This window comes from Streptomyces sp. NPDC004647, from assembly GCF_040609575.1.
GTDB lineage: Bacteria > Actinomycetota > Actinomycetes > Streptomycetales > Streptomycetaceae > Streptomyces.
This window is the reverse complement of sequence record NZ_JBEXKU010000052.1, coordinates 1-11,691: the sequence shown is the minus strand read 5'-3', so window position 1 is coordinate 11,691 and position 11,691 is coordinate 1. Positions and strand designations below refer to the sequence as shown.

Sequence of the window (11,691 nt, the reverse complement as noted above, 5' to 3'; positions counted from 1 at the left end):
CGTGGCCCCGGGCATACACGAGACCCCCGGCGCGGCGTGCGTCCGGGGGCCTCGGGGCCGTGCGGGTCAGCCCTTGCGGGTCGTGACCTCTTCGGTCAGCTGCGGGACGACCTGGAAGAGGTCACCGACCACGCCGTAGTCGACCAGGTCGAAGATCGGGGCCTCGGCGTCCTTGTTGATGGCCACGATGGTCTTCGAGGTCTGCATACCGGCCCGGTGCTGGATCGCGCCGGAGATGCCCGCGGCGATGTACAGCTGCGGCGAGACGGACTTGCCCGTCTGGCCGACCTGGTTGGAGTGCGGGTACCAGCCGGCGTCGACGGCGGCGCGGGAGGCGCCGACGGCCGCGCCGAGCGAGTCGGCCAGGCTCTCCACGATGTGGAAGTTCTCGGCGCCGTTGACGCCGCGGCCGCCGGAGACCACGATCGCGGCCTCGGTCAGCTCGGGGCGGCCGGTCGACTCGCGCGGGGTGCGGGAGACGACCTTGGTGCCGGTCGACTTCTCACCGAAGGAGACGGACAGCTGCTCGACGGTGCCGGCGGCCGGGGCGGCCTCGGGCGCGGCCGAGTTCGGCTTGACGGTGATGACCGGGGTGCCCTTGGTGATGCGGGACTTGGTGGTGAAGGCGGCGGCGAACGCCGACTGGGTGGCGACCGGACCCTCGTCGCCGGCCTCGAGGTCGACGGCGTCGGTGATGATGCCGGAGCCGATGCGCACCGCGAGGCGGGCGGCGATCTCCTTGCCCTCCGCGGAGGACGGCACGAGTACGGCGGCCGGGGACACGGCCTGGTACGCGGCCTCGAGGGCGTCCACCTTCGGTGCGACGAGGTAGTCGGCGAACTCGGGGGCGTCGGCGGTCAGGACCTTCACCGCGCCGTGCTCGGCGAGCACCGGGGCGGCCGTATCGGCGCCGGCACCGAGGTGCACGGCGACGGGCTCGCCGACGCGGCGGGCCAGCGTCAGCAGCTCCAGGGTCGGCTTGCGGACGGCGCCGTCCACGTGGTCGACATAGACGAGAACTTCAGCCATGGGATTGCTCTCCTGCGAGTGCGAAGTATCTGGGGGCAGTTGGGTGAATGCCGAAGCTCAGATGAACTTCTGGCCCGCAAGGAACTCCGCGAGCTGCTTGCCGCCCTCGCCCTCGTCCTTGACGATCGTGCCGGCGGTACGGGCGGGGCGCTGCGTGGCGTCGTCGACCTTGGTCCACGCGCCCTCGAGGCCGACCTCTTCGGACTCGATGCCCAGGTCGGAGAGGTCCAGGGTCTCCACCGGCTTCTTCTTGGCGGCCATGATGCCCTTGAACGACGGGTAGCGGGCCTCGCCCGACTGGTCCGTCACGGACACAACGGCCGGGAGGGACGCCTCGAGCTGCTCGCTGGCGGAGTCGCCGTCGCGGCGGCCGGTGACCTTCCCGTCCTCGACGGAGACCTCGGACAGCAGCGTCACCTGCGGGACGCCGAGCCGCTCGGCGAGAATCGCCGGGAGGACGCCCATGGTGCCGTCGGTGGAGGCCATGCCGCAGATGACCAGGTCGTAGCCGACGTGCTCGATGGCCTTGGTGAGGACGAGCGAGGTGCCCAGAGCATCGGTGCCGTGCAGGTCGTCGTCCTCGACGTGAACCGCCTTGTCGGCACCCATGGACAGCGCCTTGCGCAGCGCGTCACGAGCGTCCTCGGGACCGACGGTCAGGACGGTGATCTCCGCGTCGTCGGCCTCGCCGGCGATCTGGAGGGCCTGCTCGACGGCATACTCGTCGAGCTCGGACAGCAGGCCGTCGACCGCGTCGCGGTCGGTGGTCAGGTCCTCGGCGAAGTGCCGGTCGCCGGTGGCGTCGGGCACGTACTTCACACAGACAACGATCCTCAAGCTCACGCCGGCTCTCCTACTGCATCGTCTCTACTAGCGGCCTTTGCAGGCAGCATAGGCGCCATTCGGGGCGGATCCCGGTTGGGGCGGAACGCGCTCCGGCCAGATTATTACTCGCCAGTACACTCGGCAATTTCCCGGTTAGCAAGTGCCGAAACCCATAGCCATTAACCAGCTTGACCAGGTCAGATGCCATAGAGGCGGGCCGCGAGAGACGGATGTCACAAAGTGATCTCACGAACTCTCACCACCCGACGGCTCTGCCGCCGGACGGTTGGGGAACGGCCAATCCGTCCCTTTCCCGGCCTTTACTGCAACGACCCGGTGCCGGAGACGGCGGCGGGCTCAGCGCTCGATAACGGCGAATTCTCCCGGAACGACCGGGGCAGTGACCTGTTCACCGGTCGCGCGACTGCGCGCGACCGGCCGTCCGGAACCGTCTCACGGCGCCACGGCCGCCACTCCGCGGCCGTGATACGCCGCCGCCGTATCCGGGATGCTCAGTCGCGCAGGGCGTTGAAGCCGCCGTGGTGGTAGAGCAGCGGCCGGCCCGCGCCGTCCGGGTCTCCGGAGACGACCTCGGCGATGACGACCCGGTGGTCCCCCGCGGGTATCCGGGCCACCACACGGCACACCAGCCACGCCAGTACGCCGGCCAGCACCGGCACGCCGTGCGGACCGGTCTCCCAGCGGGTGGGCGGCGCGAAGCGGTCGGCGCCACTGCGGGCGAAGGTCGCGGCCAAGTCCTGCTGACGCTCGGCGAGGACGTGGACTCCGATGTACTCGGCGTCGGCGATCACCGGCCAGCTGGAGGAACCGGTTCCGATCCCGAAGGAGAGCAGCGGCGGCTCGGCGGCCACCGAGGTGAGCGAGGTCGCGGTGAAGCCGACGGGGCGAGCGCCCTGTGCGGTGATTACGGCGACGCCGGCGGCGTGCCGGCGGAAGGCGGAGCGCAGGAGGTCGGTAGCGGCGAGCCGTGCCGGGCCGAGATCGTGCGTGGCCGTCATGGAGTTGTCCTTCTGTGGGTCGAGCCGGGCGGAGTGTCAGCTGCTCAGGGGCTCGGACAGCGCGCGCTCGCATACCGGACGAGGTCGACGTGCACCCGTCCGTAGAAAATAAGTCCCGACCACATGACGTCAGCCTGACGATTTTCAAAGCACGACGTCAAGTGCGTTCCGGGATATGGGAGCTCGGTCACGTGGCCGCTCACACGGCTTCGCCGAGGGCGGCGATCACATCCGCCTTGCGCGGCTGCCCGGAGGCCCGGCGGACGATCCGGCCGTCCGCGTCGAGCACCAGGACGGTGGGTGTGCGCAGGATCTGCAGCGTCCGTACGAGCTCCAGACGGGCCTCGGCGTCGATCTCCACATGCGCCACGCCCTCGACCATCCCGGCGATTTCCGCCAGGGTCCGCCGGGTGGCCCGGCACGGCTGGCAGAAGGCGCTGGAGAACTGCACGAGCGTGGCCCGCGGCCCCAACTCGGCGCCGAGCTCGGCCGCGTCCAGCCGTACTCCGCCGTCGCGACCGCGCACCTTCAGCCTCCCGTTGCGCCGCGTGTGCAGCAGACCGAAGGCGCCCGCCACCGCGAGCACCACCACGCACACCATCAGTCCCGTCATCGGTCTCTCCAGCGTTCACGGGACTGCAAGAATTCCCGAGTCCGGGATTCCGGTTCCCTGCGGCATGCTGGGCGCCATGAGCGTGGGCATCGACATACGAGGACCGAGGTTCGGGGCGGCCGTGACGACGGTCGTGCTGGCGGCCGTGCTGATCTCCGGCAGCGGCTGGCTGCTGGCATGGCAGGCGCTGTGCTTCGCGGTGGGGGCGGCGGCCGGGGTGGGGCGCTCGCCGTACGGGTGGCTGTTCCGGGTGGTGGTGCGCCCGCGGCTGGGGCCGCCGACCGCCTGCGAGAGCCCGGCGCCGCCGCGCTTTGCCCAGGCCGTCGGCCTCTTCTTCGCCCTCGTCGGGCTGGCCGGGTTTTTCGCCGGACCGGCCTGGCTGGGGCCGGCCGCGACCGCCTGCGCCCTCGCGGCGGCCTTCCTCAACGCGGTATTCGGATACTGCCTGGGCTGTGAGATGTATCTGCTGCTGCGCCGCGCCACGGGCTGACGGGACGCCCGGCCGGTGCGCACACGTGACGAGGATCTCCCCCTGAGGGGCCCGGCGGGCTGGCCGAATGGCCCCGGATCGGGCACGATCTCCCGAAAGCCGCAACCTTACGGCTGCGTAACTTCGCCGGGAGAACCCTCCCCAGGCCGAACAGAAGGGTCCTCCGAGTTGGCAGAGCTCGTCTACCCCCCGGTCATCGGTGCCGCGCGCACCATGTTCAAGGCGCTCGACCTGCGCTTCGACATCCAGGGCACCGAGCACATACCGCCACGCGGTGGGGCCGTCCTGGTGAGCAATCACATCGGCTACCTGGACTTCGTCTTCTGCGGGCTCGCCGCCCTCCCCGCAAAGCGCCTGGTGCGCTTCATGGCGAAGGAGGCGGTCTTCCGCAACAAGCTCTCCGGTCCGCTGATGCGGGGCATGAAGCACATCCCGGTGGACCGGGCGCAGGGCGAGCACGCGTATACGCATGCCCTCAAGGCACTGCGGTCCGGCGAGATCATCGGGGTGTTCCCGGAAGCGACGATCTCCCAGTCGTTCACGCTGAAGAACTTCAAGTCGGGCGCGGCGCGGCTGGCGCAGGAGGCGGGCGTCCCGCTCCTGCCGATGGCGCTGTGGGGCACCCAGCGACTGTGGACCAAGGGGCGGCCGCGCAACCTCCGCCGCAACCACATTCCGATCACCATCCGGGTCGGCGAGGCGATGGCCGCGGATCCGGCCGAGCCGGCGGTGAGCATCACCGGGCGGGTGCGGGGCCGGGTGCAGGAGCTGCTGGAAGCGGCTCAGCGGGCCTACCCCGTACGCCCCAAGGGGCCGGAGGACACCTGGTGGGTCCCGGCGCACCTCGGGGGCACGGCGCCGCCCGCGCCGGGGGTGGCCCGCCGCGACCAGGGCTGAGGCCCGCCGACCTCTCAGAGTTCCGTGGGCAGCAGCTCGAGCAGCCGGGAGCTGTCGGTGGCCTGCACGAACGCCGCCAGGACGGCGGGGTGCGGTGCGGCGTGCACATGGCCGTAGTCGGCCTCGCCGAGCTCGGGGCGTACCGGCCAGGCGAGTTGCTCGCGGTCGAGGCCGAACCGGGCGTCGACACCTTCCTTGTTGCCGCGCGGGTCCAGGCGCGCCCAGTGCTTCCGGCCGGGCAGCAGACACGCGATCAGACCGTGCACCACGTCGAGTTTCTGGTAGCAGAGGCCGGCGGGGGTCGCCTCGGCGCGCAGCAGCGCGACGAGGGCATGGGCCTTGGCGTGGCAGATGCCGTTACGGGTGGCCAGCACCTCGGACGCGCGGACGCTGACGCGCGGGTCACCGCTGTCGGAGGAGTGCGGAACGGCGTCGCGGACGAAGGTGAAGGCGGCCTCGGCATAGGCGTACGGGCCGGGCGCTTCGCTGCGCAGCCGGTCTGCCGTCGCGCGGACCAGCGGGTGCTGGTGGTCGATGATGTCGTCGGCCGCGAGATAGGCGGCCAGATCCGGGGTGTCCTGGGTCAGCTGCATGACAGGGAGCGTAGAAATGCGCCCGACCGCACGTCAATCGATTTGCGGCCGGGCGCATATTCATGCAGCCGGCTCTTCAGGCGAACGTCGCTTCATGCGAGCGCTTACTGCTTGCCCATCTCCTCCTTGAGCGCGGCCGTGAAGGAGTCCACGTCCGCCTCGGTGGTGTCGAAGGAGCACATCCAGCGGACAAGTCCCGCCGCCTCGTCCCAGAAGTAGAAGCGGTGTCGCTTCTGCAGCCGCTCGGTGACATCGTGCGGCAGGGTGGCGAAGACGGCGTTGGACTCCACGGGATGGACGACTTCCACACCCTCGATCCCCCGGACGCCCTCCGCCAGCCGCTTGGCCATCGCGTTGGCGTGCGAGGCGCTGCGCAGCCACAGATCGCCGGAGAGCAGCGCCTCGAACTGCACCGAGACGAAGCGCATCTTGGAGGCGAGCTGCATCGAGAGCTTCCGCAGATGCTTCATGGCCCGCACCGCGTCGGGGTTCAGCACCACGACACACTCGCCGAAGACGAGCCCGTTCTTCGTACCGCCGAAGGAGAGGACGTCCACCCCGGCATCGGTGGTGAACTCCCGTAGCGGCACGCCCAGCGAGGCCGCGGCGTTCGCGATCCGCGAGCCGTCGAGATGGACCGTCATCCCCCGCTCGTGCGCGTGGTCGCAGATCGCCCGGATCTCCGCGGGCGTGTAGCAAGAGCCGAGTTCGGTGGTCTGCGTGATGGATACGACCTGCGGCTGGGCGCGGTGCTCGTCGTCCCAGCCGAACGCCTGGCGGTCGATCAGCTCAGGGGTGAGCTTCCCGTGCTCGGTCGGTACGGTCAGCAGCTTGAGGCCGCCGACGCGCTCGGGCGCGCCGCACTCGTCCACGTTGATGTGCGCGGTGTCGGCGCAGATCACCGCGCCCCACCGCTCGGTGAGGGCCTGCAGCGCGACGACGTTCGCGCCCGTGCCGTTGAAGACCGGGAAGGCCTCCGTCCGCGGCCCGAAGTGCGAGCGGAAGACCTCCTGCAGATGCGCGGTGTAGTCGTCCTCGCCATAGGAGACCTGGTGGCCGCCGTTGGCGAGGGCGAGCGCGGCGAGAACCTCCGGGTGCGCGCCCGCGTAGTTGTCGCTGGCGAAACCGCGCACCCGGGGGTCGTGGCGCCGCTGGGCGTCGGTGGTCACGGTTGCGGGGTCAACCACAGGCGTTTTCCATTCACTTCCTCGGTGGGCCGGTCCCAGACGCCGAGGATGGCACCGGCCAGGTCGTTGACGTCCGTGAAGCCCGCGAACTTGGCGTTGGGCCGCTCGGCGCGCATGGCGTCGTGCACCAGCGCCTTCACCACCAGGATGGCCGCGGCCGCGTTCGGCCCGCCCTCGCCCCCTTCCTTGTGGAAGGCGTCGGCGAGCGCGAGGGTCCAGGCCTCGGCGGCCGCCTTCGAGGCGGCGTACGCGGCGTTGCCGGCGGTGGGCTTGCTGGCTCCGGCCGCGCTGATCAGCAGGTAACGGCCGTTGCCACTGCGCTGGAGCGCGTCGTGGAAGGCCAGCGAGGTGTGCTGCACGGTCCGGATGAGGAGGTTGTGCAGCATGTCCCAGTCGGCGAGAGGGGTCTCGGCGAACGTCCGGCTGCCGCGCCAGCCGCCGACGAGGTGGACCAGGCCGTCCACCCGGCCGAATTCCTTCTCGGTGCGGTCGGCCCACTCACGGGCCGCGCCAAGGTCCAGCAGGTCCACCGTGTCGCCGGTGACGGTCGCGCCGCCGTGGGCGTAGCGGGCCTCGTCGACGGCCTCGGCGAGCCGTGCGGCGTCCGCGTCGGACGCGACCACAGTGGCGCCCGCCTCGGCGAGACGCAGCAGCGTCGCCCGTCCCGCGGGCCCGCCCGCACCGGCCACCGCCACCACAGCGCCGTCGAGGGATCCCTTACCGTTGCTCGTCATGCTGGCCGCCTCTCCGGACTGGTTCACGCGGCCCCCGCCGCAAGCGTGGGCTTCACCGGAACGTCTGCGGCCGCGCTCATGGACGCGGCGCTCTGCGCGGTGATGCCCTGGGTGGAGGCGATCACGCTCTTGAGCTTCTTGGCAAGTGCCTCGTAGAACATGCTCAGCGGGAACTCGTCCGGAAGCACCTCGTCAACGAGCTTGCGCGGCAACTGCGTCGTGTCGAGAGCGTCGGGCCCCTTGGCCCAGACGGATCCCGGGTGCGGCGCGAGGTAGGTCGAGACCAGGTCGTACGCGGCGAACCAGTGGACCAGCTTGGGGCGGTCGATGCCGTCGCGGTACAGCTTCTCGATCTCGGCGCACAGCTGCTGGGTGACCTTCGGGGCGCGGTCCCAGTCGATGTGCAGAGTGTTGTCCGTCCAGCGTACGACGTCGTGCCGGTGGAGATAGGCGAACAGCAGCTGACCGCCGAGCCCGTCGTAGTTGCGCACCCGGCTGCCGGTGACCGGGAAGCGGAACATCCGGTCGAAGATCACCGCGTACTGCACGTCCCGGGCCGGCGCGAAGCCCTCGGCTTCCAGCTTCACGGCCTCCTTGAAGGCGGTGAGGTCGCAGCGCAGCTCCTCCAGGCCGTACATCCAGAACGGCTGGCGCTGCTTGATCATGAAGGGGTCGAACGGCAGGTCGCCGTGGCTGTGGGTGCGGTCGTGGACCATGTCCCAGAGCACGAACGCCTGCTGGCAGCGCTGCTGGTCGCCGATCAGCTCGCGGATGTCCCCGGGGAGGTCCAGGCCGAGGATGTCGACCGCGGCCCCGGTGACGACCCGGAAGCGGGCCGCCTCACGGTCGCAGAAGATGCCGCCCCAGGTGAAGCGCTCGGGGGCTTCCCGGACGGCGATGGTCTCCGGGAAGAGCACCGCGGAGTTGGTGTCGTAGCCGGAAGTGAAGTCCTCGAACGTGATGCCGAGGAAGAGCGGGTTGTCGTAACGGGTGCGCTCCAGTTCGGCGAGCCATTCCGGCCAGACGATCCGCAGCACGACCGCTTCGAGGTTGCGGTCCGGGTTGCCGTTCTGGGTGTACATGGCGAAGACGACCAGGTGCTGGAGACCGTCGACGCGCTGCTGCGCGGGCTGGAAGGCGAGCAGCGAGTCGAGGAAGTCCGGCGCGCCGAAGCCGCCGTCCGCCCAGCTGCGGAGGTCGGCGACGAGCGCACGGTGGTACGCCTCGTCGTGCGGCAGCAGCGGCGCCAGCTTGCCGATCGCGGACACCGCGCGGTCGAGCGTGAGCTCGACAGCTGCCCGGTCGGGTGCGCCTTCGGTCTCGAAGTCGATTGAGCCGTCCTTGGACTGCCAGCGGCGGATCTCCTCCACGGCATCCTTGAGGACGGGCCAGGACGGGTGGTCGACCACGCGCTCTGCGGAGAGAACGTCGCCTTCCCCACGGCCCTGCACAAGAATTTCCGTCATTGCTCACCTTTCACGGGAGAACCTCGCGTGAAGCCACGGTATCCATATGAGGTTCTTCTCCTCAAGCAGAGTTGCCGAAAATTATCCTGCCGAACAGCCGTGTCCACCGGCATTCTTCCTGTCGGGTGGCACAAATCACGGTGTACCCCTCCTCGGCTTCGCCACTCCTGTCACTGCCCCCTCAGGGCGCTCAGCGCGCACCGCGGGCACCGGGCCCGGCGCGCCGGAGGCCACGGCCCGCCGGCCTGGCGCGGCTGGGTTGCGGGGCGCGTACAGCCCGTTAGGCTGCGGGACTGCCTTCCCCCGATTGGAGACAGCCTTGACTTTCCTCACCATCGGACACCGCGGCGTGATGGGCCTGGAGCCGGAGAACACCCTGCGGTCGTTCGTACGCGCCGACCGCGAGGGGATGGATGTCATCGAGCTCGACCTGCACCTGAGCAAGGACGGCGCGCTCGTGGTGATGCACGACGCGGACGTGGACCGCACGACCGACGGCAAGGGCCCGATCGCCGACTTCACGCTGGCCGAGCTGCGCGAGCTGGACGCCGGCCAGGGCGAGCGCATCCCGGTGTTCGAGGAGGTCCTCGACGCGGTGCGGGCGCCGCTCCAGGCAGAGATCAAGGACACGGCCGCGGCGCAGGCGCTCGCCGAGGTCATGAAGCGCCGCAACCTGGTGGGCCGGGTCGAGGTCATCTCCTTCCACGACGAGGCGCTGGGGGAGATCCGCCGGCTTCTGCCCGACGTCCGGACCGCCCTCGTCGCGAGCCGCTACGGCACCGATGTCGTCGACCGCGCGGTGGCCGTGGGCGCCGGGATGCTCGTACTGAACATCCGCCGGCTGACGCTGGAGGTCGTGGAGCGGGCCCGCGCGGCGGAGCTGAAGGTGATCGGGTGGGTCGTCAACACCCAGGACCATCTGCGCCTGGTCCGCGCGCTGGGCCTGGACGGCGCGACCACAGACTTTCCGGAGATCAAGCGCACGGGGCGCTTCACCGCCTGAGGGCCTTCACCGCCTGAGAGCCGTCCGGCCCCGCAGGGCTTGCGAGGTCGGGCGGCCGTCCGGCAGGGGCCGGACGGATCGACGCCCTCAGGCCAGTTCCTTGACCAGCAGTTCGAACTGAAGGTCGTCGCGCTGCGGAATGCCGAAGCGCTCGTCGCCGTACGGGAAGGGGCTCATCCGCCCGGTGCGACGGTAGCCCCGGCGCTCGTACCAGGCGATGAGCTCCTCGCGCGCCGAGATCACCGTCATGTGCATCTCGTCGGCGCCCCACTCCGCACGCACGGTCCGCTCGGCCTCCGCGATGATCACCTTGCCGAGCCCCGCGCCCTGGAGATCCGGCCGGACCGCGAACATCCCGAAGTACGCGTGCGTGCCGCGGTGTTCGAGCTGGCAGCAGGCGATGAGAGCCCCGTCCTCCTCGACGAGCAGCATCCGGCTCTCCTCGCTCCGCACCACCGCCGCCACTCCCCCGGGGTCGGTCCGCTGCCCCTCCAGGAGATCCGCCTCGGTGGTCCACCCGGCACGGCTCGCGTCACCGCGGTACGCCGACTCGATGAGCGCGACAAGCTCCGGAACGTCGGAGCCGGTGGCGTCACGGAAGGTGAGGCGGGCCGCACGGGGCGGGGCGGTGTCCATGGGCCGGGTCCTCTCCGAAGCCTCGAGCGAGGCCAGTAGGTTAACAATCCCGCCGGACCGCCCACCGCCCACCGCCCACCGCCCGGCCGTGTACCGCACGAGTCCCCCTCCCGTGCGGGTTTACGGCGGGCGCCGATGCGCAAGGCTCCCCGTCATGGTGCACGTACTGAGCAGCCGGGCCCTGCTGCGGCCCACCGATCCCGAACGGTCGCGGGCGTTCTACGGGAAGGCGCTGGGCCTCGCGGTCCACCGCGAGTTCGGGACCGGGCCGGAGCGGGGGACGGTCTACTTTCTCGGCGGCGGCTTCCTGGAGGTCTCGGGGAGGGCCGAGGAGCCCCCCGCGTCCGGCCTGCAGCTGTGGCTGCAGGTCGAGGACGCGGCCGCGGCCCACGAGGAGCTGGTGGCGCACGGGGTGGAGATCCTCAGAGCGCCGCGCAAGGAGCCCTGGGGGCTGATCGAGATGTGGATCTCCGATCCGGACGGGGTACGGATCGCGGTCGTCGAGGTGCCCGAGGACCATCCGCTGCGCTACCGGCCCTGACCCCTCCGCCGGCAGCACCTTCTGCCGGCAGCGCTCCCGTGTGCTCCTGTGCGCTCCCGTGTGCGGTGCCGTCCACGGGCAGCCTTCCGCCGTTGCCCTCCGCCCGGGCCGGGAGGTTCACTGTGCACGGACCGCCGCTGGTCGGCTGGCTACTGGTCGTGCTGTGCGGGGCGAGCGCGGTGTTCTGCCTGCTGCGCATGCGGGGCGGGAGCCCGCGGCTGCGCCGTGTCGCGGGCAGCGAGGCGCTGATGGGACTCGGCATGGCGGCCATGGCGATGCCGGTGGCCGGCCCGCCTGCCTGGGCCGGACCGCTGCTGGCGACCGTGTGCGGGGGGGCCGCGTTACGGGATCTGTCGCTCGCGCGCACCGGGCCTGCGGGGGGCGGCGGCCATCATCTGCATCACGCGGTGGGCTGGCTCGCGATGGCCTGCATGGCGCTCATGCCGGGGCACACAGGGCACGCGGGGTACGCCGCCGGTCAACCGCCGGGCGGGGTAACACTGCTGACGGGGCTGCTGCTCGCCTACTTCGCGGGCTACGTGCTCCGTACGGGTATCCGGATCGTGCCGTCGGCCGGGCCGGCGCCGGCGACGCAGCGAGCGCGGTGCGACCGTACTGCTCGTCACCCACAACGTCATCGAGGCGGAGACCGTCCTGG

13 protein-coding genes and 1 pseudogene are annotated in these 11,691 nt (G+C 70.8%); 5 read left to right on the top strand and 9 right to left on the bottom strand.

What is annotated here, in order from left to right:
• Positions 1-66: 66 nt before the first annotated feature.
• The 4 genes from ABZW18_RS22440 to ABZW18_RS22425 form a co-directional block, all read right to left on the bottom strand.
• Positions 67-1,029: an electron transfer flavoprotein subunit alpha/FixB family protein gene (locus ABZW18_RS22440; protein ID WP_356190050.1), complete on the bottom strand. Its 963-nt coding sequence runs from the start codon at positions 1,027-1,029 to the stop codon at positions 67-69.
• Between the two features lie 57 nt (positions 1,030-1,086).
• Positions 1,087-1,872 (bottom strand): electron transfer flavoprotein subunit beta/FixA family protein, encoded by a 786-nt coding sequence (locus ABZW18_RS22435; protein WP_356190047.1) that lies wholly within the window; start codon positions 1,870-1,872, stop codon positions 1,087-1,089.
• A gap of 494 nt (positions 1,873-2,366) precedes the next feature.
• Entirely contained in the window at positions 2,367-2,873 is a 507-nt protein-coding gene (locus tag ABZW18_RS22430; RefSeq protein WP_356190044.1) for a flavin reductase family protein, read from the bottom strand.
• Positions 2,874-3,072: 199 nt separating this feature from the next.
• Complete coding sequence (locus tag ABZW18_RS22425; protein ID WP_356190041.1) at positions 3,073-3,486, bottom strand: thioredoxin family protein; 414 nt, start codon at positions 3,484-3,486, stop codon at positions 3,073-3,075.
• A gap of 82 nt (positions 3,487-3,568) precedes the next feature.
• Between ABZW18_RS22425 and ABZW18_RS22420 the strand changes: the two genes are divergently transcribed.
• Both ABZW18_RS22420 and ABZW18_RS22415 read left to right on the top strand, forming a co-directional pair.
• Entirely contained in the window at positions 3,569-3,976 is a 408-nt protein-coding gene (locus ABZW18_RS22420; RefSeq protein ID WP_356190131.1) for a DUF4395 domain-containing protein, read from the top strand.
• A gap of 168 nt (positions 3,977-4,144) precedes the next feature.
• Positions 4,145-4,873, top strand: a complete 729-nt coding sequence (locus ABZW18_RS22415) for a lysophospholipid acyltransferase family protein (RefSeq protein ID WP_356190038.1) — start codon at positions 4,145-4,147, stop codon at positions 4,871-4,873.
• Positions 4,874-4,887: 14 nt separating this feature from the next.
• Here the strand turns inward: ABZW18_RS22415 and ABZW18_RS22410 are convergent, their stop codons facing one another.
• From ABZW18_RS22410 to ABZW18_RS22395, 4 genes are all read right to left on the bottom strand, one after another.
• Positions 4,888-5,466 (bottom strand): transglutaminase family protein, encoded by a 579-nt coding sequence (locus tag ABZW18_RS22410; protein WP_356190036.1) that lies wholly within the window; start codon positions 5,464-5,466, stop codon positions 4,888-4,890.
• Positions 5,467-5,570: 104 nt separating this feature from the next.
• On the bottom strand, positions 5,571-6,653 hold the full coding sequence (locus tag ABZW18_RS22405; RefSeq protein WP_356190034.1) for a low specificity L-threonine aldolase: 1,083 nt from the start codon (positions 6,651-6,653) through the stop codon (positions 5,571-5,573).
• Entirely contained in the window at positions 6,632-7,387 is a 756-nt protein-coding gene (locus ABZW18_RS22400) for an SDR family NAD(P)-dependent oxidoreductase (protein WP_356190032.1), read from the bottom strand. Before ABZW18_RS22400 ends, ABZW18_RS22405 begins: the two co-directional genes overlap by 22 nt.
• Before the next feature lie 23 nt (positions 7,388-7,410).
• The gene (locus tag ABZW18_RS22395) at positions 7,411-8,853 is read right to left on the bottom strand and encodes a DUF6421 family protein (RefSeq protein WP_356190030.1); all 1,443 of its coding nucleotides are present in this window, start codon (positions 8,851-8,853) and stop codon (positions 7,411-7,413) included.
• 319 nt (positions 8,854-9,172) lie between these two features.
• Between ABZW18_RS22395 and ABZW18_RS22390 the strand changes: the two genes are divergently transcribed.
• Positions 9,173-9,856: a glycerophosphodiester phosphodiesterase family protein gene (locus tag ABZW18_RS22390; protein ID WP_356190028.1), complete on the top strand. Its 684-nt coding sequence runs from the start codon at positions 9,173-9,175 to the stop codon at positions 9,854-9,856.
• Positions 9,857-9,943: 87 nt separating this feature from the next.
• On the opposite strand, the gene ABZW18_RS22385 is transcribed toward ABZW18_RS22390, so the two are convergent.
• Positions 9,944-10,492, bottom strand: coding sequence for a GNAT family N-acetyltransferase (locus tag ABZW18_RS22385; protein ID WP_356190025.1), 549 nt, complete (start codon positions 10,490-10,492; stop codon positions 9,944-9,946).
• 154 nt (positions 10,493-10,646) lie between these two features.
• Between ABZW18_RS22385 and ABZW18_RS22380 the strand changes: the two genes are divergently transcribed.
• Both ABZW18_RS22380 and ABZW18_RS22375 read left to right on the top strand, forming a co-directional pair.
• Positions 10,647-11,033, top strand: a complete 387-nt coding sequence (locus ABZW18_RS22380; RefSeq protein ID WP_356190022.1) for a VOC family protein — start codon at positions 10,647-10,649, stop codon at positions 11,031-11,033.
• Positions 11,034-11,230: 197 nt separating this feature from the next.
• Positions 11,231-11,563 (top strand): annotated as a pseudogene (locus ABZW18_RS22375) (DUF5134 domain-containing protein); the annotation flags it as partial.
• Between the last annotated feature and the right edge of the window lie 128 nt (positions 11,564-11,691).

Coding starts and splice junctions, on each gene's coding strand:
- ABZW18_RS22400 (WP_356190032.1), bottom strand. CDS start 7,387: ATGACGAGCAACGGTAAGGGATCCCTCGACGGCGCTGTGGTGGCGGTG.
- ABZW18_RS22440 (WP_356190050.1), bottom strand. CDS start 1,029: ATGGCTGAAGTTCTCGTCTATGTCGACCACGTGGACGGCGCCGTCCGC.
- ABZW18_RS22425 (WP_356190041.1), bottom strand. CDS start 3,486: ATGACGGGACTGATGGTGTGCGTGGTGGTGCTCGCGGTGGCGGGCGCC.
- ABZW18_RS22395 (WP_356190030.1), bottom strand. CDS start 8,853: ATGACGGAAATTCTTGTGCAGGGCCGTGGGGAAGGCGACGTTCTCTCC.
- ABZW18_RS22410 (WP_356190036.1), bottom strand. CDS start 5,466: ATGCAGCTGACCCAGGACACCCCGGATCTGGCCGCCTATCTCGCGGCC.
- ABZW18_RS22430 (WP_356190044.1), bottom strand. CDS start 2,873: ATGACGGCCACGCACGATCTCGGCCCGGCACGGCTCGCCGCTACCGAC.
- ABZW18_RS22380 (WP_356190022.1), top strand. CDS start 10,647: ATGGTGCACGTACTGAGCAGCCGGGCCCTGCTGCGGCCCACCGATCCC.
- ABZW18_RS22385 (WP_356190025.1), bottom strand. CDS start 10,492: ATGGACACCGCCCCGCCCCGTGCGGCCCGCCTCACCTTCCGTGACGCC.